Source organism: Rhizobium sp. Leaf371 (assembly GCF_001424045.1).
In the GTDB taxonomy this organism is placed as follows: Bacteria; Pseudomonadota; Alphaproteobacteria; order Rhizobiales; family Rhizobiaceae; genus Ferranicluibacter.
This window is the reverse complement of the sequence record NZ_LMQB01000024.1, coordinates 440,934-465,107: the sequence shown is the minus strand read 5'-3', so window position 1 is coordinate 465,107 and position 24,174 is coordinate 440,934. Positions and strand designations below refer to the sequence as shown.

14 protein-coding genes and 1 pseudogene are annotated in these 24,174 nt (G+C 64.3%); 6 read left to right on the top strand and 9 right to left on the bottom strand.

What is annotated here, in order from left to right; translation table 11 throughout:
- Window positions 1-219 precede the first annotated feature (219 nt).
- The 6 genes from ASG39_RS16200 to ASG39_RS16175 all read left to right on the top strand — a co-directional run bounded on the left by ASG39_RS16200 (window position 220) and on the right by ASG39_RS16175 (window position 6,227).
- Window positions 220-798 (top strand): TetR family transcriptional regulator, encoded by a 579-nt coding sequence (locus ASG39_RS16200; RefSeq protein ID WP_062595969.1) that lies wholly within the window; start codon window positions 220-222, stop codon window positions 796-798.
- 92 nt (window positions 799-890) lie between these two features.
- The gene (locus ASG39_RS16195; protein WP_062595968.1) at window positions 891-1,838 is read left to right on the top strand and encodes a DMT family transporter; all 948 of its coding nucleotides are present in this window, start codon (window positions 891-893) and stop codon (window positions 1,836-1,838) included.
- Window positions 1,839-1,970: 132 nt separating this feature from the next.
- Window positions 1,971-2,654 (top strand): aldehyde dehydrogenase iron-sulfur subunit PaoA, encoded by a 684-nt coding sequence (gene paoA, locus ASG39_RS16190; RefSeq protein ID WP_062595967.1) that lies wholly within the window; start codon window positions 1,971-1,973, stop codon window positions 2,652-2,654.
- Window positions 2,651-3,601, top strand: coding sequence for a xanthine dehydrogenase family protein subunit M (locus ASG39_RS16185; RefSeq protein WP_062595966.1), 951 nt, complete (start codon window positions 2,651-2,653; stop codon window positions 3,599-3,601). Before paoA ends, ASG39_RS16185 begins: the two co-directional genes overlap by 4 nt.
- Before the next feature lie 4 nt (window positions 3,602-3,605).
- Window positions 3,606-5,804: an aldehyde oxidoreductase molybdenum-binding subunit PaoC gene (paoC, locus tag ASG39_RS16180; protein ID WP_062595965.1), complete on the top strand. Its 2,199-nt coding sequence runs from the start codon at window positions 3,606-3,608 to the stop codon at window positions 5,802-5,804.
- Between the two features lie 111 nt (window positions 5,805-5,915).
- A complete protein-coding gene (locus ASG39_RS16175) occupies window positions 5,916-6,227 on the top strand; it encodes a Dabb family protein (RefSeq protein ID WP_062595964.1) in 312 nt (103 codons plus the stop codon).
- A gap of 11 nt (window positions 6,228-6,238) precedes the next feature.
- Here the strand turns inward: ASG39_RS16175 and ASG39_RS16170 are convergent, their stop codons facing one another.
- The 9 genes and pseudogenes from ASG39_RS16170 to ASG39_RS16135 all read right to left on the bottom strand — a co-directional run bounded on the left by ASG39_RS16170 (window position 6,239) and on the right by ASG39_RS16135 (window position 24,146).
- Window positions 6,239-8,578: a glycosyltransferase family 4 protein gene (locus ASG39_RS16170; RefSeq protein WP_244481250.1), complete on the bottom strand. Its 2,340-nt coding sequence runs from the start codon at window positions 8,576-8,578 to the stop codon at window positions 6,239-6,241.
- A complete protein-coding gene (locus ASG39_RS16165) occupies window positions 8,575-11,829 on the bottom strand; it encodes a glycosyltransferase (protein WP_062595963.1) in 3,255 nt (1,084 codons plus the stop codon). The genes ASG39_RS16170 and ASG39_RS16165 overlap by 4 nt, the downstream gene beginning before the upstream one ends.
- Window positions 11,830-11,938: 109 nt before the next feature.
- Window positions 11,939-13,051, bottom strand: a pseudogene (locus ASG39_RS16160) (glycosyltransferase family 1 protein); the annotation flags it as partial.
- A 14-nt stretch (window positions 13,052-13,065) separates the two neighbouring features.
- A complete protein-coding gene (locus ASG39_RS16155) occupies window positions 13,066-14,268 on the bottom strand; it encodes a glycosyltransferase (protein WP_062595962.1) in 1,203 nt (400 codons plus the stop codon).
- Between the two features lie 60 nt (window positions 14,269-14,328).
- On the bottom strand, window positions 14,329-14,946 hold the full coding sequence (locus tag ASG39_RS16150) for a BA14K family protein (protein ID WP_062595961.1): 618 nt from the start codon (window positions 14,944-14,946) through the stop codon (window positions 14,329-14,331).
- A gap of 183 nt (window positions 14,947-15,129) precedes the next feature.
- A complete protein-coding gene (locus ASG39_RS23930) occupies window positions 15,130-15,270 on the bottom strand; it encodes a hypothetical protein (RefSeq protein WP_156468161.1) in 141 nt (46 codons plus the stop codon).
- An 81-nt stretch (window positions 15,271-15,351) separates the two neighbouring features.
- Window positions 15,352-17,556 carry a 1,4-alpha-glucan branching protein GlgB gene (gene glgB, locus ASG39_RS16145; protein ID WP_062595960.1) on the bottom strand — a complete coding sequence of 735 codons (2,205 nt, stop codon included), beginning with the start codon at window positions 17,554-17,556 and terminating at the stop codon, window positions 15,352-15,354.
- Window positions 17,553-20,882 (bottom strand): maltose alpha-D-glucosyltransferase, encoded by a 3,330-nt coding sequence (gene treS / locus ASG39_RS16140; protein ID WP_156468165.1) that lies wholly within the window; start codon window positions 20,880-20,882, stop codon window positions 17,553-17,555. Before treS ends, glgB begins: the two co-directional genes overlap by 4 nt.
- 18 nt (window positions 20,883-20,900) lie before the next feature.
- Window positions 20,901-24,146, bottom strand: a complete 3,246-nt coding sequence (locus tag ASG39_RS16135) for a maltotransferase domain-containing protein (RefSeq protein WP_062595959.1) — start codon at window positions 24,144-24,146, stop codon at window positions 20,901-20,903.
- Window positions 24,147-24,174 lie beyond the last annotated feature (28 nt).

Genomic DNA, 24,174 nt, shown 5'->3' with positions numbered 1-24,174 from the left:
CAGGATTGTGGTGTATGAAACAGGAACCGCAGGCGCGTTGGACGCTTTAACGAAACGGTCGGAACGGCTTGAACCGTCGCATGAGGATCGAGCGCATCGAGGTCGGCTATTCGGTCAAGGCTCACTTCGATGTGAAGCGCAGTATACGGAGGGTGCCTCCGTTTAGCAATACCCGTTCGAAAAGGGCGGATTCGTAAATGTCAGGCGACGAATAGACAGATGGACCAGGAACACGCGAAAGCAAGGCGCAAGCCGCGCGCAGATGCGGTTCGCAACCGCGAGCGCCTGCTGGAAGCGGCAACTGCCGTTTTCCGGCTGGGTGGCGCTCAGGCGAGCCTCGAGGCCGTCGCGACGGAAGCCGGCGTCGGCATCGGCACGCTTTATCGGCATTTCCCGACGCGCGAGGCCCTGTTCGATGCGGTCTATCGGCATGAGGTGGATCTTCTTGCCGATCTCGCGCAGGAGCTCGCAGGCGACGCCGATCCTGTCGCTGCGCTCAAGGCGTGGTTGCAGGCCAATGTCCGCCTCGTCGCGACCAAGAAGGGGATGATCGAGGGGCTTCAGCTTGCGGTCGTCGGCTCGACCGAGCTCAAGGCCTATTCCTACGAGCGCATGGTCGGCGCTATCGGCCTTCTCCTTGATCGGGCGGCAGCGGCGGATATGATCCGGGACGACGTGTCCCCGGACGAACTCCTGCGAACCCTGCTCGGCATCTTCTACAGCCACGGGCCAACCGACTGGCAGCCGACGGCGCTCCGCATGGTCGATGTGTTCGTCGACGGGTTGCGAAAACGCTGATGGATCGACCGATCGCCGTGTGATCGGCCTCTGTGCGCAGGCCGGATTTCGGGCTATTCCAGCCAGACCCTCCTCCTTTGCGATTCGACATCATGCCCGTCTCCCAGTCTCCCTTTCGCGGTGTCGTCATCGCGTTTATCGCCTATGCCGTGTTCGCCTTCAGCGATGCCTCGGTCAAACTCGTCGATGGCGCCGTTCCCGCCTATCAGGTCGCCTTTGCCGGCGCCGTCTTCGGGCTGGTCATCCTGCCTTTCATCAAGGCGCGGGGAGATTCCTGGCTCGACTTGTTTCGAACCTCCAATCGCACGCTCTGGCTGCTGCGCTTTGCCTGCGGCGCCATCGGCTCCATCGCGTCGATCATCACGTTCACGAAACTGCCGATGGCCGAAGCCTTCTGCCTTCTCTTCCTGCTGCCGTCCTTCGTCACGATCCTGTCCGTCATCTTCCTCAAGGAGGATGTGCGCTGGCAGCGCTGGACGGCCGTCATCGTCGGCTTCGTCGGCGTGCTCATCGTGCTCAGGCCTGGGTTTCGCGAGCTTTCGGTCGGACACCTTGCCGCCGCCATCGGCGGCCTCAGCGCCGCAATCGCCATCGTCGTCCTCAGGGGCATGGGACCGACGGAGAAGCGCATGTCGCTGTATGGTGCGGGTCTTCTCGGCACGCTGGTCGTCAGCGGGCTTCTGATGGTGTCGGATATCGCCGTTCCGACGCCGATGGAATGGGCCTTCATCGCCAGCTACGGCATTCTCGGCGCCGTCGGAAATGCACTGCTGATGACGGCGGCTCGCCTGGCGCCGGCCAATCTCGTGGCGCCACCGCAATACAGCCAGATGATCTGGGCTATTCTGTTCGGTTATTTCATCTTCGACGACGCGATCGACCTGCCCATGGCGGGTGGTATCGCGCTCATCATCTTTTCCGGACTGCTCACCCTGATGCGCGAGCGCAAGCGCGGCACCCCGCTGCCCTCCGCCGTCGTTTCGCCGGATGCCCAGGCATCGCTCGCGATGGCGGAACCCGAGCCCAATGCGAAGGGCTGACGCCTCCGAAGTGTCGCCTTTGTGATCGCCGTCCGCCGCTGGGATCGGGGTTGGGTCTGGTTTGCCTTACGCTCTGCCCTACCTCCAGTCTACGGGCCGCGCAATGCCATGTCGCGGTACTTTCACCAGAACATGGAGCACGACATGCTACACCAAGGCGACCTCGATCTCTCCCGGAGGGACCTGCTGATGGCCTCCGCTGCAACCGTCGCGGTCAGCGGCGTTGCCTCGTCGGCACGCGCGCAGGCCCAAGCTCAGGCTCAGGCCCCGGCCAGCGCAAAGGCAGCCGGCATGCCGGCCGGCGAGACCTCCAGCGTGTCGTTCAAGGTCAACGGCGAGAACCAGACCCTGACGCTCGACAACCGGACGACGCTGCTCGATGCGCTGCGGGAGCATCTGCACCTGACGGGCACGAAGAAAGGCTGCGATCACGGCCAGTGCGGCGCGTGCACGGTGATGGTGGATGGACGCCGGATCAATTCCTGCCTGTCGCTTGCCATCATGCATGACGGCGACGAGGTCGTGACAATCGAAGGTCTGGGCGAGCCCGGCAAGCTTCATCCGATGCAGGCCGCTTTCGTCAAGCATGACGGGTACCAGTGCGGCTACTGCACGCCCGGTCAGATCTGTTCGTCGGTCGCCGTGCTCGAAGAGATCAAGGCCGGCATTCCGAGCCATGTGACGGGCGATCTGACCGCCAAGACCGAGTTCAGCCTCGAGGAGATCCGCGAACGGATGAGCGGCAACATCTGTCGATGCGGGGCCTACTCCAACATTGTCGACGCCATTGCGGACGTCGCGGGGAGGCCGGCATGAAGTCCTTTACCTATGAGCGTGCGACCTCGGTGGAGGCAGCTGCCAAGGCGGCGGCCAGCCATGAGGCCACCCGGTTCATCGCCGGCGGCACCAATCTTCTCGATCTGATGAAGCTCGAAATCGAAACGCCGACCCACCTGATCGATGTCAATACGCTGGGGCTCGACACGATCGAGGCGACGCCCGAGGGCGGTCTGAGGATTGGAGCGTTGGTGCGCAACACCGAGCTTGCGGCCGACGAGCGGGTGCGGCGCGATTACGGCCTCCTGTCGCGTGCGCTTCTCGCCGGGGCTTCGGGGCAGCTTCGCAACAAGGCGACCACGGCGGGCAATCTTCTGCAGCGCACGCGCTGTCCCTATTTCTACGACACCAACCAGCCCTGCAATAAGCGCCAGCCGGGCAGCGGCTGTTCCGCCATCGACGGCTTCAGCCGCCAGCTCGGCATCGTCGGCGTCAGCGCCTCCTGCATTGCGACGCATCCAAGCGATATGGCGATCGCCATGCGGGCGCTCGATGCGGTGGTCGAGACCGTTGGTGCGGATGGCGCCAAGCGCAGCATCCCTATCGCCGACTTCCACCTTTTGCCGGGCGACACGCCGCATATCGAAACGGCGCTGAAGAAGGGCGAGATCATCACCGCCGTCGTGCTTCCGAAGCCGGTCGGTGGGAAGCAGATCTACCGGAAGGTTCGCGATCGCGCATCCTACGCGTTCGCGCTGATTTCGGTCGGCGCGGTGATCCAGCCGGACGGAACCGGCCGCGTCGCGGTCGGCGGGGTGGCGCACAAGCCGTGGCGTCTCGATACGGCGGACGAGGAACTGCCGAGCGGTGCCGGCCGGGTAACGCGCCGCCTGCTGCTCGATGCCCAGCCGACGGAACACAATGCCTACAAGGTGAAGCTGGTCGAGCGGACGCTTGGCGCTGTCCTTGCCGAAGCGAAGGGTTGAGACCATGAAGTTCGACACACCTGCGACACAGAATCCGATCGACCGCATGACGGTCGTCGGCAAGCCGATCGAGCGCATCGAGGGTCAGCTCAAGACGACCGGCCGCGCGAAATATGCCTATGAGTGGCACGATGATGGCTTGCCCTATGCCTATGGTTATCCGCTCGGTGCCGCAATCGCCAAGGGCCGTATCCGTTCGATGGATGTGGCTGCGGCCAGCCGCGCGCCGGGCGTCATCAAGATCGTGACCAGCGACGGCATGCCGGACCTGAAGAGAGCCAAGCGCAATACGGCAAAGCTCTTCGGCGGTACCGAGATCAACCATTATCACCAGGCCATCGCCGTCGTGATCGCCGAAACCTTCGAGCAGGCCCGGGCCGCAGCCCACCTGATCAAGGTGGAATACGAAGAGGCGAAAGGCGCGTTCGATCTCGAGGCGTCGATGGATGGCGCCATCAAGCCCAAGGACGGTGAGCCGGATTCGGCGGCAGGCGATTTCGCGCCGGCCTTCGAGGCGGCGGCGGTGCAGCTCGACCAGACCTATACGACGCCCGACCAGTCGCATGCGATGATGGAGCCGCATGCGTCCATCGCCGCCTGGGACGGCGATGCGCTGACCGTGTGGACATCGAGCCAGATGGTCGACTGGTGGCGGTCGGATCTCGCCACCGCACTCGATATGGACAAGGAGAAGATCCACATCATGTCGCCGTTCATCGGCGGCGGGTTCGGGTCGAAGCTGTTCCTGCGCGCAGACGCGGTTCTCGCCGCGCTGGCCGCGCGTGCGGCGGGTCGCCCGGTGAAGGTCGCGCTGCCCCGGCCGTTCCTGATGAACAACACGACGCATCGGCCAGCCACCATCCAGCGCATCCGGATCGGTGCCGGGCAGGACGGCAAGATCACCGCGATCGCGCATGAGAGCTGGTCGGGCGACCTCAAAGGCGGTGGGCCGGAGGCGGCGGTGCAGCAGACACGGCTGCTCTACTCCGGCGCCAACCGGATGACGGCGACGCGGCTTGCCGTGCTCGATCTGCCCGAGGGCAATGCCATGCGCGCGCCGGGCGAGGCCCCCGGCCTGATGGCGCTCGAAGTCGCCATGGACGAAATGGCGGAGAAGCTCGGTCAGGATCCGGTTGCCTTCCGGATCCTCAACGATACGCAGGTCGATCCGGAAAAGCCGGAAAAGGCTTTCTCGCACCGCGATCTGATCGGCTGCATGAAGCTCGGGGCCGAACGCTTCGGCTGGGACAAGCGCAATTCGCGTCCCGGTACCGTGCAGGACGGCGAGTGGCTGGTCGGCATGGGCGTCGCAGCCGCCTTCCGCAACAATATGGTCATGGCATCCGGAGCGCGCGTGAAGCTCGATCGCGAAGGCATCCTCACCGTCGAGACCGATATGACGGATATCGGCACGGGCAGCTACACGATCATCGCCCAGACGGCTGCGGAAATGCTCGGCCTGCCGCTCGACCGCGTTGCGGTCAATCTCGGCGACTCCCGCTTTCCGGTCTCGTCCGGTTCGGGTGGGCAGTGGGGCGGCAACAGCGCCACGGCAGGTGTCTATGCCGCCTGCGTCAAGATGCGGGAAGCCATCGCCAAGGCGCTCGGCTTCAATGCGGACGGCATCGATTTTGCGGACGGCATGGTGATTTCGGGCGATCGGCGCGTGCCGCTCGGCGAGGCCGTCAAGGACGTGCCGCTTGTCGTCGAGGATACGATCGAATACGGCGATATCTCCGAGGAGAAGCAGCAGTCGACCTTCGGCGCGCACTTCGTGGAGGTCGGCATCAACATCGCGACCGGCGAACCGCGCATCCGCCGCATGCTCGCGGTGTGCGCGGCCGGCCGTATTCTCAACCCGATGACGGCCCGCAGTCAGGTCATCGGCGCAATGACCATGGGCGTCGGCGGGGCTCTGTCCGAGGAGCTCGCCGTCGACAAGAAGCGCGGCTTCTTCGTCAACCATGATCTTGCGGGGTACGAGGTGCCGGTTCATGCCGACATTCCGCATCAGGAGGTCATCTTCATGGACGAGACAGATCCGATGTCCTCGCCGATGAAGGCGAAAGGTGTCGGCGAGCTGGGCCTCTGCGGCGTGGCGGCGGCGATCAACAACGCCGTCTACAACGCAACGGGCATCCGGGTCAGAAACTATCCCGTGACCCTCGACAAGCTGATCGGGGCTCTGCCACAGCTCAGCTGAGGATCGGCACCGCGGAGCTTTGCTTTTGAGGGCTGGCGCTTGTTTCGCGCCAGCCTTATCCCGTTTCGGCCCGTCCTCCGGACGGACCATCGGATTGGCAGGAGATACTCGATGATCCGGCACATCGTGCTTTTGAAATTCAAGGACAGCGTGACGGAGGCCGACAAGCAGTCGATCTACCAAGAGCTCGACGCGCTGAAGGGCCATGTCGAGGGCATCCGCGCTTTTCATGCCGGTCCCAATGTCAGCGTCGAAACGGAGATGATGCGCGGCTTCAACGATGCGTTCTGGTTCGATTTCGAGAGTGCAGCCGTTCGCGATGCCTATCTTGTCGATCCGCACCACCAGGCGGCCGGAGCGCGGATCGTGGCCCACACCAAGGGCGGACCCGAGGGCGTGATCGTCGTCGATCTCGAGATCTGATCCGCCTTAGGTCAGAGGCGCAAAGCCCGCTGACCTTCCCGTGTTCCTGCGCCGGAGTCCTGTCGGCCCCCCTGGTGCAACAGCCGGCCGTCTCCGTGCCGGAAGGCGTCGATGGCGGCGGCCAATGGCTCATGAACGCGTCGTCCCTCCGCCGTCATGCCGGCGGAGAGGAGGCCGTTCTGGCAGGGACGCTTGTCGTCCCAGCCGGCATGGTTGACGATCGGGTAGAGACACAGACCTTCGAGCGGGACGCCGGCCTTCATGGCGGCCAGGGCTTCCTGTGCCACATAGGTGAACCAGGCGGCGCGGCGGTCGTCCTCGATGCCGGTTTCGGCGATCATCATCGGCTTGCCGTAGCGGGCATAGGTTTCGATCAGGATCGTGCGCAACGGCTTGTAGAGCGGATGGCCTATGTCGATCGGCGGACCGCCGTGAATCCACTGGTTGTTGAAGTAGTAGTTGACGCCGATGACGTCCAGATAGCGCTCGGCGCCGCCGATCTGCGGCCACATGCGGCCCGAAAGCAAATCCCATCCCTGAAACTGCGACTGCCGGTGTCCCTCTGCGACCGGGGTCTCCCATGGCCGGGACGGATCGGTGATGACGTTGATCACGGGGTCGCAATGCACGAAGCGTGCACGGGGATCGACGGCGAGGATGGCATCCATGCCGGCGATTGCGGCACGGGCGAGCTGGACCTTCAGCTCGAAGCCACGGCCGTTCGCAAAGGGGTTGAGATAGCCGGCATCGCCGGCACCCCAGGAGAAGAACGAGATCTCATTGACCGGGCAATAGAAAGGGATGTCGTCGCTTTCCTCCCGCACAATACGGGCGCAGGCACCGGCGAAGCGGGCAAAACGCTCCACGAAATGCGGCGTCCAGATGTCGATATCGTCGGGCCAGCCATAATGCAGCACATCCCAGATCACCTGCGTGCCCGAGCGGGCCGCCGCCTGCAGCATGGGTCGCACGCTGGACCAGTCGAAAATGCCGCCGGTCTCGATCCGGTGCCAGCGGAAGCCATCGCGCACGGTGCGGATGCCGAAGCTCTGCAACTGTCGATAATCGCGCTCGGCGTGGATGTCGTGACCGATATCGTCGATCATGTCGAGGCGGGGTCCGAGCGGCTCCTCCGGCGTCGGGCGCAGCCGATGCGTCGAACATTCGAACCCGCCCTGGATGAATGACCGGAAAAGACCGGTCGGGCCGCTGGGAACGCGTGCTGCAACCACCGTCTCCAGAAGGTGCTCCCACTGCGGCACAACGGCCTCGACGGCGTAGAGGCGTTCGACCTTCTTCCGCAGGGCATCGCCCAGACTTTTGCGAAGCGCCGGATCGGCGATCAGGCGGCGTGCGGCGGCGGTGACCGATGCAGGATCGTCATAGGGGACGATGAGCCCGGTGGTGCCGTCCTCGATCTGCTGCAGCGCGCCGTTGTCCGGGGTCGAGATGACCGGAAGGCCGGCGGCGCCGGCTTCCGCGATGACATGCGGCATGCCTTCGCCGCGCGACAGCCAGACGAAGATGTCGAAAGCCTGAAGCAGATCGGGAATATCCTTGCGGTCGCCCAGGAACTGCATCGCGTCCGACAGGCTGAGCGCCGCGGCACGCTGCCGAAGGTCTGCGGCATAGTCCGGCATGAAGGCGTCGGGGCCTCCGACGATGACGAAGCGCAAATCGGGGTTCTCGGCCTTGAGAAGCGCTGCCGCTTCGATGACCTGTCCGACATTCTTCTTCGGATCGAGCCGCCCGACCCACCCGATCAGGATGTGTCGGTCGGTGAGCCCGAGTTCCGCCCGCATGGCCGCCCGCCGGGACGGGTCGAAGGCGGAGAGATCCACCATGGAGGGGATCTCGATCGCATCTCTCTCGCGGCCCGGCATGCGGGAGGCCGCGGCATCCCGGATGGAGCGACAGACGCCGACATAGCGGGCGGTCAGATGCTTCGGGCCGGCCAGGGCTTCGGAGACGAGACCGCCATGTTCGATCAGGGGCGGGCAGAGGTTCAGACGCTCCAGCGCCGGATAGATGTCCGCAACGTTCTGGCAGGAGACCACAACGTCGTAGCCCGGAACCTTGCCGGCGAGATAGGAGACCGTATCCTCGAAGGACATGGCGTAGGGGGCGGTGTCCACCGAAACGCCCAGCGCCTTCAGCTGCTCATGCGTCTGTTCCGGCATGCCGGGCTTGCGGAAGCAGGCGACCACGTCGATACGGTAGCGGGCGGGATCGAGCGCCTGCGTAAGCAGCCGGACTTCCGTCTCCTCTCCGCCGACCACCAGCCAGGCGAAGACGAAGAGGATACGGATCGGTGGTTCCCCGGAGACTGCCGCTTCTGCTGCCTGCATCATGCGCCGACCTTGAAAACGACCTGCAGGAAGTCCGGGCGATGCTTCACGAGATCCTGAAGGAAGGCGGGGCCGTCCTCGAACGGCACGACATGAGTGACCATGTGCTCGCGGATCGCCGCGCCGTCGTGGCGCAGGAGATCGACCGTCTCGAGCGCGAGACGCTGACGGTTCCAGAGCGCCGACAAGCCGCGCGGCACGCGGTTGATCTGGGCGCATCGGATGTTGAGGCCGTTATGGTGGAACTCCTCGCCAAGTCGGAGATGGTCCGCGCCACCCTGATAGAAGGCGAGGTCGATGACCGTTCCCTGCGGACGCAGGGCCTTCAGCGCGGTTTGCAGGCTGCCGGAATGCGCGCGCGTCTGGAAGACGAGATCGGCGCCCCGACCGAGGCCGCCATCATGCCAGCGGGCCTTCGCATGCTGCCAGGCCTGGTCCTCCGTCATGGCTGTCAGGCCCAAGGCTTCGGCCTTTTCCCGACGGAAGTCCGAGGGGTCGGTGATGACGACGTCGGATGCGCCGAGCTTGCGGGCAAAGAGCGCCGTCATCAGGCCGACGGTGCCCGCACCGATGACCAGCACCGGACGGCCGGCAACGCCGGCGCCGAGGGTCGCGACCTGCGTTCCCATGGACTCCGCATCCGCATGCAGGATGCCGTTCGCGGCGATCGGGCCCATCTGCGCGACGAAGACGCCGAGAAGCGGATCGATCTCGGCCGGCATGGGCACGAGCACATCGTGATAGGGATCGGCCGTATGGCCGGTCTTGTGGGCATAGGTCGTCGCGAGCACGTCGCCTTCGGCGTAGCCTCCGGTGCGGGACTCCGCCACGCGCGCGACCTCCATGTAGCCGAGGAAGGGGACGGGGTAGTGCAGATCCGGCTCGTTTTCGATGAATACGCCGCGGCCGGCATCGAAGCGGGAGCGGAAATAGGGGTTGGTGTTCTTGAGGAAGGTCAGTTCGGTGCCGGCGGAAAGGCCGGTATAAAGCGTTTCCAACCGGACCTGGCCATCGGCGGGCGGACCTTCTTCATACTCGAACACATAGGCGCGTCCCGGCGCCTCGACCCCGAGCGAGCGGATTTTTCGATGTCCGGGCGGCATGCCGCGGGGAGCGTCCTCCGGGCGGGGCTGAAACTGCAGCGGCGCCGGTGGGGTACGGGCGAGGGTTGGAAGGTCGAGATGCACGGGCTCGCCGCTGCGCGACGAGGCGACGACGGCAAGCGCCAGCCGGTGCGTGGCGACGGCATCGGCATAGGGGCAGCGGATGCGGTTCTCTCCACCGCGCACGGCATCGATGAAGTCGCGATCCTCCCGCCAGACAGGATCGCCATCGGCCGGGCGGACCGGCCGGCCACGGCCGACATCGACCATGATGTCGCGATCGGTCAGCTCGATCGCAAGCTTGTCGGCGAAGATATGCAGGCCGACGCGATGACTCCAGCCGAGAAGGCAGGTGGAGGCGATGTTGGCGACGACGCCGGACTGGAAGGTAAGGCTCGCGGTGCTGACGGTGGGCACGTCGAGACCGGGAAAGTCCTGCCGTTCCGCATGACCGGCGCGACCATAGACCTCCGTCACCTCGCCGATCAGGAAGCGCGCGAGATCGAGCAGATGCGTCGTCTGTTCCACCATCTGACCGCCGGACTTGTCCTGCTTCCACCACCATTGCGGCGGCGGGGTCGAGTCCAGCCAATAGCCGGACAGCAGCTGCGCAGGGTTATCGGCCAGAAGCGCGCGGGCTTCCTCGACCGTATCGAGATAGCGCCAGTGATAGCCGACAGCCGTCACGAGGTTCTTTTCCGCGATGCCCGCCGCAATCTCTTCGGCGAGGGCGATATCGAGCGACACCGGCTTTTCCACGAAAAACGGGATGCCCTGCGCGATCAGATCACGCTCCGGATCGCCATGGGCAAAGGGCGGCACGCAAATGTAGACGGCGTCCACCGCTGCGTTCGCCAGCATGTCGCGGTGGTTGGCGAAGGATTTCGCACCGAAGCGACGGGCCGCCGCGTCGGCACGGGCCGCGTCCGGATCGGCGAAGGCGACCAGTTCGACATCCTGGAAGCTCGCGAGAATGTCGAGATGGCGGTGGGCAATGCCCCCGACGCCGATAAAGCCGAGGCGGGTCTTTTGCATGGAGCGGTCCTTTTGCAGGGATGGGTTCGGCGTGAGGAACGGCCGGTAGACGGAGGCGGTTTCCGCGGCCATTCGCGCGGCGGAAAAGTGGCTGCGAAAATGGTCACGTCCGGACTGCCCGACCATCGCACGTTTTGCGGGGTCGTCGAGCGCCTGAAGGACGGTTTCGGCAAGCGAAGCCGGTTGACCCGGTTCGGCGAAGAACGGGTGCTCGTCGCCGAGCGCTTCCAGGGTGCCGCCGATCCGCGTGGCGACCACGGGCACACCGGCCGACATCGCCTCCAGCACGGCGAGCGGCAGGCCCTCGAACAGGGAGGGCAGAACGAAGAGATCGGCGATCGTCATGAGATCGGCGATGTCGTCGCGGTGCCCGAGGAAACGGACGCAGGCGGCAATGCCCATCTCGCCCGCCAGGTCTTCGACCCGAATCCGCTCTTCACCGGAGCCGACCAGAAGAAGAGCAACCATGGGGTGACGGTGCGCGATCGTGGGCATGGCGCGGATCAGCGAGGCGTGATCTTTCTGGGCGGAGAAGCGGGCGACGGAGAGAAGAACCGTCCGCCCGGCAAGGCCGAGGGTTGCGCGCATCCGGTCACGCGTCACGGCGGGTTCGAGCGGGAAGATACCGTTGCGAACGACGGTCATGCGCGACGGGTCGATATGACCGTCGGCATAGGTCTTCCGCGAGGCTTCCGACACGACGATGTGGTGGGCGAGACCGGCGGTTTCCGTGCGGTACTGCGCCTGCTGGTCCGGGTCGGTCAGGAGATAGGGCAGATGCTCCGTCCGGATGACGGGAATGCCGCCTGCGACGCCGGCGGCCGCAAGCCCGTGTCCTTCCCAGCCGATGCCGGCATGGACATGCAGCAGGTCGATATCCGCGTGTTCGAGCCAAGCCCCCAGTCGATCGTCGGGCGGCAGATCCTTGACGGCGAGCCCCTGTCTTGCCGCCTTGGTCAGGAATTGGCCGGCGCTTTCCGGATCGGCAAGCAGGATCACGTCATGATCCGCCGACAGACCGCGGGCGAGCGCCAGCATATGCTCGCCGAGGCCCGATGGGTCGCGGCTGTCCGTTGCAAGGACGATGCGCGGGCGTCTTGCGGGCTGATCAGGCATGGGGTGCCGGTTGACCCTGTGTCCGCGCGGCGTGCTGGCCGGCTACTTCGGGCGAAAGCGGCGCTGGCCCGCCCATCGTGTGCTCGATCAGCATGCGCATCTGTCGCGCCGTGTCGTCCCACGAGGAGCGGGCCAGAAGCGCGTCCACCGTCTCCAACCAGGAATCGGAAGACTGCCGCAGAGCCAAGGCCTTGGCGCAGGCGTCGATGAAGCTTGCCGCATCATCGCCAATGAAAACGCCGGGCACGTCGCCATAACTGCGGACCACGTCGGTGATGGGCGTGCTGACGACCGGCCGGCCGGCGGCAAGATATTCCGGCGTCTTGGTGGGGCTGATGAACCGCGTCGCCTCATTCAGCGCGAAGGGCATCATCGCCACGTCCCAGCCGGAGAGATAGGACGGCAATTCGGCGTAGCTCTTCTGCCCGAGATAATGAAGATTGTCAGCGCGCGGGAGGTCGTCCTGCGCGATCTTTACCACCGGGCCGAGAAAGACGAACGACCATTCCGGTCGCGCGGCGGCGATGTCGCGAATGAGACCGAGGTCGAGCCGTTCATCGATCACGCCGTAAAAACCGAGTTTCGGACCCTTGATGGCGGCCTGATCGGTTGGTGCCGACTGACCTTCGCGGGCGGTCCGGAAATGGTGGGCATCGACGCTCGATGGGAACGCATGGAGATTGTCGTGGCGGTCGCGCTTTGCCTCGTAGAGGCTGTAGCCACCCGTGAAGACGACATCGGCCCTGGCCAGCAATGCCTGCTCCATGGCCTTCAACTGCGGTGGCGCGAACTTGAAATTCGCCAGTTCGTCCATGCAGTCGTAGACAACGGCCGCCGCGTCCACATGGCGCGCAAAGGCAAACATCAGCGGCGTATAGAACCAGAGGATCGGCTGTCGGCCGCCGTGCAGCGCCAGGAGATCGTCAAGCAGATGTGCGAGCGCGGCTTCGCGCTGTGCTTCGCTCCATCCGTGCGGCACGCGGGGACGGATGGCTTTGACCGCGGTGCCGGCAAAGGGGTGAATTTCGAGATAGGCCAGATGATGATCGGTCGGGATGAACTCTTCGAAGAAAAACACCTGCCGATCGGCAGAGAACCGCTGCATCAGGTGCTGCGGCCGCTGGAGAACGAAATCCCAGCGCAGATGAGAGAAACAGACGATCGGTGCGTCGGTGCAATAAATGCCCTCCGAAACCTTTGAAAACGCACCCAGTAAATTCATCGAGCTCCCTTCCGTCAAGCTTGCAGGAAACTGTGCGACCCTCTCTCGGTTCCGTGGCGAAGCGCTCTTTTTTCGTAAGTCTCCGATATCAGAGATTCCAGCTTCCGGACGGTGTGCGGCCAGGTCCATTGGGCCTGAACGATGGTGCGTGGCGTGAAAGCCGCCGGGTTTTCCAGCATGTCGGCGATGGCCAGATGGAAGTCTTCCGCCGTCGCCGTTCGGCCGGTCTCGGGCGTGATGTATTGACGGCCGCAGGAGAGGGCGCTGTTGGCAAGAACCGGAAGGCCCGCCAGCATGTATTCCGTGAGGATGGCCGGGGCGCCGTCATCGACACCGCAGACGACACCGATGCGCGCCGCGTTCATCAGGCGGTTCACCTCTTTAAAGGGAACGCCGGGCGGCTCGATGAGATCGACCGAGATGCCCCGCTCCGCGATCTGGCGCCGAAAGTCATCGATCATTTCCCCGTAACCGCAGACGCAGAGCGCCCGCACCGAGCGTCGAAGCCTCGCCATGGCGTCGAACAGAATGTCGTGGCGCTTGTAGCCCTGCGCCGCGGCGACATAGATGATGTCGTAGGTTTTCGGAAGGTTTAGCGGATAGAAGGTCGTGTCCGAGGCGAATTCGGGACCGACCGGCAGGATGGCCGTCGCCATATCCGGATGCCGTTCGCGCACGACGTCGGACTGCCATTGTGCGCCGGTGAGGACGAGATCGAAATGTCGGCTCACCTCTGGCGGAATGCGCAGGGCCGGCGCGTCGATCGAATTGTAAATCTTGACGCTGTCGCGGCAGGCCAGAAGGATCTCCTCGCTGACCCCGAGACCCCAGACGCAGAGAATGTGCGGCGCGCCGAAGGCTGCGATATGTCCGAGCATGTCGTTGGACGCGAAGGGCGCCTCCGGGCCGTTCATGCGGAAGACCCGGCGCGTCAGATGGGGGCTCGCGCCGCTGCGCGTCTCCGGCGGGTGGCTGCCGCGCCAATGCGTCCAGATCTCGGCACAGTCAACCAGGCCCGATTTGAGGCAGGCGAGAGGCAGACGCTCGATGTAGCCGCCATCGACCGCGACTGCCTCACGATCCGAAACGATCTGCGGTCTGGCGCCCCGCCGGCCCGATATCCAGGCGTCGCGTGCTTCCTCCACCGTGGGCAAGGCGCCGTCGTCAGACGGCCCGTCCTGGAAGTCGCTGATGACGACGATGCGCCGCGCTGTCATGGCCTGCCTGTCATGAACGGGACTGTCTTCCTGCCTCGGGTTTTTGCTTGCGGCGCCGTATCAATTCGTGACACAGGCCCGACGCGGGCCGCCATAGGGCTGGTAGGTGTCATCGGAGACGCGATAGGACGAATAGCGCTGCTGGCACTGGCGGACATGATCGTCGGTCACCGGATCCGATGACGACATCCGGCCGATGTCGTCGGTGGAGGCGACGTCCATATAGGGTGACATGCAGGTTTTCCGCTCGCCGCTATAAGCACTGTAGCTGTTGTCCTCGGGGCTATAGGAGCGGTACCGGCGCTCGCACCAGGTCTGGTGCTCGGGATTGCTTGCAGCCTGGCTTGCGGCGGTCGCGATGTCCGTCTCGGAGACGGGCGTGCCTGGCTCCGTCTGGTCGATCTCGGCTGACGCGTTGGCCATTGCAACAACAGGCTCTGCAACGGCAAGGCTCTCCGAGGATGCAAGATCGACAGGCGGTGCGGCGGGCGCGCGATCAACGCTGCGCTCGGCCGTCTCGACCCGCTTCGGCTCGGAGGTCCAGAGGTCGGGTGCGTTGAGATTGGCAAGCGCTTCCGTCGCGGGCTTCGCCATCAAGGCGGAAGCGCTCAGGAAACCGGCAATGAAGAGCGTCATGGCGACGGTGAGGAAGAAAGCGAGCGTGGCCGTGGCTTTCATGATGATGCTCCTGACATGCAAAGAAAACGTGGCGATCCTTGAGAGAATCTGCCCGTCAACGCATGTTGCGGCGGAGTGTTCCGACAGCTTTCGCGTGTCGAAAACATCAGATCTGCGTGGTATGAGATATGTGCCGGCGGTCCGCCGCGTTTCTGTGCCGTGGCGGAGATGAAAAGCGGCTGCTCAGACGCTTTTCATATAGAGCACGATCGACGTCGCCATGCTGCTAACCGTCGCCAGCACGACGATGCAGACGAGGACGCCGAAGATGATTTTCGCCCGGCGGGAAGGCGGGGCGTCGTGGTCGAGATCGTGTTGAGGCATGTCCTATCTTTGCCGATGACGCCGCTTGCCGTCAATGGCAGGCGGCGTCATCGCATCGCGACGGATTGGCGCATCTGAGCCTCAGGCGCGCCATCGCAGCAGGATCGTCGAGAGCGGCGGCAGGGTCAGCGACAGGGACTGCGGCTTTCCATGGGCGGGATGATGCTCCGTCCAGGCCTCGACGTTGCCAAGGTTGGAGCCGCCATAGACCCCGGCATCGCTGTTGAACACCTCTTCCCAACGGCCCTCGGTGGGGACGCCGATCCGGTAGCCGTGGCGGGGCACCGGTGTCATGTTCGAGACGGCGAGGATCATCGAGGTTCTGTCCTCGCTCAGGCGCAGCATGCCGAAGATCGAGTGCTCGGCATCGTCCGACACCGCCCAATCGAAGCCCTGGGGATGCAGGTCGCCATATTGCAGGGCCGGCTCCGCGGCATAGAGACGGTTGAGATCGCCCACGAGCCGCTGGATGCCCGCATGTTCAGGCCGGTCGAGCAGATCCCAGACGATCGAGCCGTCGTGGTTCCATTCGGTTTCCTGTGCAATCTCGCCGCCCATGAACAGCAGCTTCTTGCCGGGATGCGCCCACATGAAGCCGAAATAGGCGCGGAGATTGGCGCGCTTCTGCCAGGCGTCGCCCGGCATCTTGCCCAGCATCGAGCCCTTGCCATGCACGACTTCATCGTGGGACAGCGGCAGCATGAAGCGCTCGGAATAGGCATAGACCATGCCGAAGGTCATCTGTCCGTGATTGTAGCGCCGATAGACCGGATCATCCTGCATGTAATGCAGCGTGTCGTGCATCCAGCCCATGTTCCATTTGAAATCGAAGCCGAGGCCGCCGTTCTCGACCGGCTGCGTCACACCCGGCCATGCGGTCGATTCCTCGGCGATCATCAGCACGTTCGGGCAGCGCTGGTGGACGATGCTGTTGAGGTGCTTGAAGAACTCGACGGCTTCGAGGTTCTCCCGACCGCCATGTTCGTTGGGGATCCACTCGCCGGCATCGCGGCTGTAGTCGCGGTAGAGCATGGAGGCGACGGCGTCCACGCGCAGCGCATCGACGTGATATTCCTCCAGCCATTCGAGCGCGCTGGCGATCAGGAAGCCCTTCACCTCGTTGCGCCCGAAATTGTAGATCAGCGTGTTCCAATCCTTGTGGAAACCTTCGCGCGGATCTTCATGCTCGTAGAGCGCGGTGCCATCGAAACGGGCAAGGCCCCAGACATCGGTCGGGAAGTGGGCGGGCACCCAGTCGAGAATGACGCCGATCCCGGAAGCGTGGCACCGATCGACGAAATAGGCAAAATCCTCCGGCGTGCCGTAGCGCCCGGTCGGCGCGAAAAGGCCGAGCGGCTGATAGCCCCACGAGCCGCCAAAGGGGTACTCCATGATCGGTAGAAGCTCGATATGGGTGAAGCCGAGGCGGGCGGCATAGGGGATCAGGCGCTGGCTGAACTCGATCCAGTCCAGCGACCGGTTTCCGTCCTCGGCGATCCGCAGCCAGGATTCGAGATGGACCTCATAGACCGATATGGCCGCTTCCCCGTCGCGGATCTCGGTCTTCCGGCGCATCCAGTCGTCGTCTGTCCAGGGGAAAGGCGAGGCGGAGGCGACGATGGAGGCGGTGGCGGGGGCTGCCTCGCTTGCGCGTGCGATCGGGTCCGCTTTCTGGGCGAGCACATTGCCGGCGGCATCGATGATCTCGAACTTGTAGCGTTCGCCCTTGCCAAGGCGCGGAATGAAAATCTCCCAGACGCCGGCGGAGGGGCGCAGCCGCATCGGATTGCGACGTCCGTCCCAGGCGTTGAAATCGCCGACGACCGAGACGCGCCGTGCGTTCGGTGCCCAGACGGCGAACCGCACGCCCTCGACGCCCTCGACCTCCGTCACCCGCGCGCCGAAGGTCCGGCCAAGGCTGTAATGTGTGCCCTGCGAGAAGAGGTGCAGGTCGAGATCGCCGAGCAGCGGGCCGAAGGCATAGGGGTCCTCCGTCTCCTGCACAGCTTCCGGCCAGGTGATCCGGAGCCGGTAGTGGGGCAGATCGGTCAGCGCCGCAAACAGGCCGCCGGGATGCACGAGGTCGAGACTCGTGGCCACCGCGCCGCTCGTCGGGTCGAGCAGTTCGATCCGAACGGCGCCCGGCATCAGGACGCGCACGATGGTCCGGTCTGCATGGGGGTGAGCGCCGAGCACGGCAAAAGGATCGCCATGGCGGCCCTCGACGAGAGCGGTGATGGCATCGTGGTCGATACCCTGGAGAAGATCGAGGCGTTCCAGCATCAGGAATTACTTTCCGAAAGTCTGCGGACGATGGCCGAGAAGCCAGCGAGCGGGATGGGCAGCCATTTCGGCCGGTTGCGGGCTTCGTAGGCGATTTCGTAAGCCGCCTTTTCCAGAAGGAAGAGGTCGAGGATGCGTGTCCGTATCGTCTCGGACATGCGCAGATCGCCGGATGTTTCGGTGACGGCAAAGTAGCTTGAGAGGAAGGTTTCCTCGGCCTTTTCGATGAAGGCGCGAATGAGCGCGCTTCGCCGATCGTCGCTCGGTTCGGAGATGGCTTCGTGGTCGAGTTCGGCCGTTGCAGCGAGATAACTCAGCGACCGCAACAGGCCTGCCACGTCGCGAAGCGGGTTGGCCTTCGCACGACGTTCGTCGAGATCGCGGGCCGGCTCGCCTTCGAAGTCGATGATATAGGCATCGGCCTCCGCAACGAGGATCTGCCCGAGGTGGAAATCGCCGTGATTGCGGATCATCTGCGTGTCCGCAGCGGCATCGGCCAGCGCTCCGATAGAGGCGAGCAGGGCCTCTCTCCCCTCGACCAGCTTTGCGATCTCGTCGCCAAGGGCCGGGTCGACATCGCTGTGGGCACGGTCGAGGATGGTGAGGCCTTCCGAAATCTGGCCGACCACCTGGCGGCGCAGGGCCTCGACATCGCCTGTGCCGGCATGAAGCGGGGAAAAGGCCTCGTCTTCGGTCGGTTTCGCCAAGGCGACATGAAGTTCGCCAAGGCGTGTTCCGACATTGGAGACGAAGTCCATCAGCGGCGAGAACAGGCCCTCCTGCACATCGGTGGACGCGATATCGCTGACCGAGGTCAGCGTGTCGTCGATCGTGCGGCGCAGGGTGTCGAGCATCCAGGTCCAGGCGTCGCCCTGATTGCGGATGGCGCCCTGGATGATGATCAGCGTCGATCGCGTGCCATCGGGCGCGATCCGGGCGATCTCGCCGAGGAGAGGCGCGGTGTTGGCATAGCCAACGCCGGTCAGGTAGCGCGTCATCTCCACTTCCGGGTGGATGCCCGGAAAGATATGGCGGATGAGCTTGATCATCGCGACATCCCCGACGATCAGGGAACTGTTGGACTGTTCGGCCGACAGCCAGTGGATCGGCAGGTCGTCGCGGACATCGATACCATCGAGCTCATCGCTTCCGACGAACTCCAGCGTGCCGCTGCGGCCCGAGATCTGCGTGCGCTCGCGGAGCCCCTTGAGCACGCCGCGGGCGAAGGCTTCGACCGCGAAGCCGTCGGTCAGGAAGCCGACACGGCGTCCCTGGCGAATTCGCGTCAGCGCCAGCTGCTGGGCAAGGGCCGGCGGGTTCGTATCGTCCCAGGAAATCGCCAGCGGCAGCATGTAGGTTTCGGTGTGCCCTTCGAGTTCCGCCTCGAGTTCGCCGAGCAGGATATCGTGCGGGAAGCCCATCGGCACGGCGCTGACGATCGTCGCGCTGTGCAGCGTCTCGCCCTTCGAGCCGAACCAGCGGCGCTTGGCGAGGTAGGACGGAAGCACGTCGCGCGACAGCACGTTCGACAAGCGTGGCTCGTCCACCACCTCCAAAAGGTCTCGGCGCAGAACCATGGTGGCAAAGTCGGGCAGTTGCTCCGGCGGGTCGTTGCGCCAGGTCGGACCATCGGCTTCGGCCACGAGTTGGAACCAGAAGAAGCCATAGGGCGGCAGCGTCAGGAGATAGGTCAACTGGCCGATGGGCGGAAACGGCGACATGCCTGTCAGTTCGATGGGCACGCGGTTCTCGAATTCGGAGAGATCGAGCTCCACGGCCTGGGGCAGGCGCGAAAGATTGAAGACGCAGAGGATCGTGTCGCCTTCATATTCCCGGAGATAGGCGAGGATCTTGCGGTTGCCCGGCTTCAGGAATCGCTGCGTGCCGCGACCGAAGGCGATGTGCCGACGCCGAAGCGCCAGCATGTGCCGCGTCCAGTTGAGCAGCGAATGGGCATCGGCCGATTGCGCCTCGACGTTGACGGCCTCGTAGCCATAGAGCGGATCCATGACCGGGGGCAGGACAAGACGGGCCGGGTCGGCGCGGGAAAAGCCGCCATTGCGATCCGGCGACCACTGCATCGGCGTGCGCACGCCGTCGCGATCGCCGAGATAGATATTGTCGCCCATGCCGATCTCGTCGCCGTAATAGATGACGGGCGTGCCGGGCATGGAAAGGAGCAGCGCGTTCATCAGTTCGACGCGGCGGCGATCGCGCTCCATCAGGGGTGCCAGGCGGCGGCGGATGCCGAGATTGATGCGCGCGCGGCGGTCCGCGGCATAGATGTTCCAGAGATAGTCCCGCTCTGCATCCGTCACCATTTCGAGCGTCAGTTCGTCATGATTGCGCAGGAAGATCGCCCACTGGCAATTGTCCGGAATGTCCGGCGTCTGGCGCATGATGTCGGTGATCGGGAAGCGATCTTCCTTGGCGATCGCCATGTACATGCGCGGCATCAGCGGAAAGTGGAACGCCATGTGGCACTCGTCACCGCTGCCGAAATACTCATTCGTATCTTCCGGCCACTGGTTGGCCTCGGCCAGCAGCATGCGGCCGGGATGGCTGGCATCGAGTGCGGCGCGGATCTGCTTCAGGATGTCATGGGTTTCCGGCAGATTCTCGTTGTTGGTTCCCTCGCGCTCGATCAGATAGGGGATGGCATCCAGCCGGAAGCCGTCGATGCCGGTTTCCAGCCAGAACCGCATGACGGACAGCAGCTCCTCCATGACGCGTGGATTGTCGAAATTCAGGTCCGGCTGATGGGAATAGAAGCGGTGCCAGTAATAGGCGCCGGCGACCGGGTCCCAGGTCCAGTTGGATTTCTCGGTGTCGAGGAAGATGATGCGCGTCTCGGGAAATTTCTGGTCCGTGTCCGACCAGACGTAGAAATCGCGCTCCGGCGATCCGACCGGCGCATTGCGGGCACGCTGGAACCAGGGGTGCTGGTCCGATGTGTGGTTGATGACCAGCTCGATGATGACGCGGATGCCCCGCTCATGGGCGGCCTCCACGAAGGCGCGAAACTCGTCCATCGTGCCGTAATCCGGGCTGACATCGCCGTAGTCGGCAATATCGTAGCCATCGTCGCGCCGCGGCGACGGGAAAAAGGGCAGAAGCCAGATCGCGGTGACGCCGAGCGAGGCGATATGATCGAGCTTCTCCTGCAGGCCTTGGAAATCGCCGATGCCGTCGCCGTTTCCATCGTGGAACGACTTGATGTGCAGCTGGTAGATGATCGCATCCTTGTACCAGAGCGGATCAGCGGATCCGCTTTCGGCGTGCGTCTGCTGGCGCGTGTCGGTGCCGTCCTGCACGTGGTCGGTGAGCATATCCATAAGCCTTCCTCCCTATCGAACGCGCCAGATGCCGAACGGCATCGACGGCTCGAGACGGATGTGTTGTATTTTGCCCGTCCAGGTGAAGGGCCGGTCGGCAATGAGGTCTTCCATGGGAAGCGATCCGTTGTCGGGAAGGTTCCAGGACCAGAGCGGCACGTCGACATCCGCTTCCTGCGCTGCATGCGGATCGAGACTGATGGCGATGAGCAGGACGTTCTCGCGGCCGGCACTGGCCTTTTCGAAGAACATGACATTGTCGTTCCAGGCCGGAAGCAGCGTCAGGCCGAGATGCGAATGCAAGGCCGGGTTCTCGCGGCGGATGCGATTGAGCAGCCCGATTTCGCCCTTGATATGGCCCGGGCGGTCGTAGTCCCAGGCGCGGATCTCGTACTTCTCGCTATCGGCGTATTCCTTGCGCTTGGCGTCCGGCCGGCCTTCGCAGAGCTCGAAGCCGTTATAGACGCCCCAGAGGCCCGACAGCGTCGCAGCAAGAGCTGCCCGGATGAGATAGGCCGAACGCGGTGCGTTCTGCAGGAAGTCCGGGTTGATGTCGTGGGTGTTGACGAAGAAATGCGGACGGAAGAAGTCTTTGGGCTCCTGCGTCGTGATCTCCCGCATGTACTCCTCCAGCTCCCACTTCGCATTTCGCCAGGTGAAGTAGGTGTAGGACTGGGAGAAGCCGACCTTCGCCAGCCGGTACATGACCTTCGGCTTGGTGAAGGCTTCCGAAAGGAACACGACCTCGGGATGGCGACCGCGAATGTCGGCGATCAGCCATTCCCAGAAGGGAAACGGCTTGGTGTGGGGATTATCGACGCGGAAGAGCTTGACGCCCTGATCGACCCAGTGCTGGACCACATCGCGCAACGTTTCCCACAGCGAAGGGACCGCGTCCTTCGCATAGAAATCGACATTGACGATGTCCTCGTATTTCTTCGGCGGGTTTTCCGCATAGCGAATGGTGCCATCCGGGCGCCAGTCGAACCAGCCGGGGTGATCTTTCAGCCAGGGATGGTCCGGTGAGGCCTGTATGGCGAGGTCGAGGGCGATTTCGAGCCCGTGATCTACCGCAGCCGAAACGAGCCGGCGAAAATCCTCGGGGGTGCCGAGTTCCGGATGGATCGCATCATGGCCGCCGGCCGGCGAGCCGATCGCATAGGGGCTGCCGGGATCGTTCGGGCCGGGGGTCAACGTGTTGTTGCGACCCTTGCGGTTCGTCGCGCCGATCGGGTGGATCGGCGGAAAATAGAGAACGTCGAAGCCCATCTCGCGAATGGCGGGAAGCCGGCCGATGACGTCGTCGAAGGTGCCATGACGGTCGGCATCGCCGCTCTGAGACCGTGGGAAAACCTGGAACCAGCTGGCGAAACCCGCACCCTTGCGTTCGGCATCGACGGGCATGACGGGGGAACGGACGCTGAAGGGCCGGCGATCAGCCCGCGCCATCAGCGCGAAGGTTTCGGGTGCAAGCAGCAGCCTCGTCTTCGCTTCGGCGTCGCCGTCGGCAAGGGTCGCGAGAAGCGTTTTCAGCTCCGGCTGGACGCGCTGCGGCCCGTTTTCGGCGGCGGCCTTGATCAGGTTGATGCCTTCCTGGATCTCCAGCGTCAGATCGAGATGGGCTTCGTGTTTCTTGCCGAGTTCATAGCGGAAGATCGCATAGGGATTGCGCCAGGCCTCCACGACATATTCGTGGCGGCCCATCCGCTTGAGGATGAATTCCGCCTTCCAGCGATCGTTGACGACCAATTGCATGGGGACCTCGGTCCACGCCTGCGTATCGACCGGGCGCCAGAGCAGAACGGCGGCCAGCGGATCGTGGCCGTCGCCGAAGATATCGGCTTCGACCTTCACGACATCGCCGACGACGCGCTTGACCGGGAAGCGGCCCTCGTCCACGGCGGGGACGACCTTTTCGATCGCAAGCCGCGGTGTTGCAGCGGCGGCGCGGGCGTCGATCGCGGCACCCGCCATCAGGATCGGGTTTGAGGCCGAACCTTCGAAGATGCGGAGTTCGCCGGGAGCAAGCCGCACATCGGCATCGAGCGCGCGTTCCGGCCGCGCGGCATCGCAAAGGGGCAGGAAGGCGGACGCCGCTTCCCGGATCGCGTTGAACGGCACGGCGGCACTGCGGCGAAGATCGCGGTTGCAGACGATGACGCGGACCGTCTCCGCCTGCCGCAGGTCTGCATGATCGCCTTGAACGAGAGCACTCACGGTCGTCGCACTGCTGGAGATCAGCGTCGGCGTGCCGCGAGACGGCATCGCAGCGGCCAGTTGGTCGTTGATGGCGCGGATGCTCGCGGTGATATCAAAGGCGCCGTGGGCTTTCATGCCGGACATGCCGCTGCCCTGGCCATGCATCGGATCGAGCGGCGTTGCTGCTCCGAATTCGAAACCCATCGGGACGAGAAGACCCTGTCCGACGGTAGCGGACAGCGCAAGCGTTCGGATCGCCCTGCGCTTCAGGATCTCGCTGCTCTCGGTGCCATGCGCGATTCGTTTTGCAAACGGGGCTTCGGGAAAGGCGATCTGGTAGGCGAAATCGCGTTGCAACGCGTATTCGTCGAGAAGCCAGCGATCCTGCAGGTTCCACCAGGCGAGCGACGAAAAGCTGCCTTCGAAGCCTGCGGCGGCCAGCCCCTTGCGGTCGTCGAACGGCGTTCCCGGCGTCCATGCGAGGAAGCGGACCTGCGGCTGACGCCGGTGAACCTCCGAGATCAGCCGGTGCCAGGCGTCGGCCGGGAAAGCCGTGAGGCCGACGCAGCGGAAGCCGGCGATACCGGCCTTGGCAAGCATCAGGAGGCGTTCCGTCCATGTCGCGATGAGCGCCGCTTGCGACGTTTCGTTCTCTGTGGAAACCGCGCGACTGCCGGAAACCGTTGGCGAGATGCGCGGATCGACGGGCGCGCCGGCGTCCGGTTCGCGATCCGCTTCGCGCCCGACGACGATGTCCAGCATCAGGGAGAGGCCATGTCGCCCTGCGGCGTCGACCAGGGATGAGACGCCCCGTTCGACACTGTCGCCAAGCCCGAGGCCGGGGTTCAGCCTTTCGAAGCTGGCGGTGACGAACAGGCTGGTCGCGTCGCCCTTCTCAAACAGGGGAGCGGAAAGGACGGTGTCGAAACCAAGCGTTGCGGCATGCGCAAAGGCCGCGTCCCACGCCTCCATTCCCCGCAGTTGCAGAGGGTGGATGTAGTAGATCCGCGGCGGCGTGATGACAGGTGTGTCTGCTTCGGCAAGCGAATGAACATTCATGGGCTGTCTCGCGTTGTTTCATCGAGAA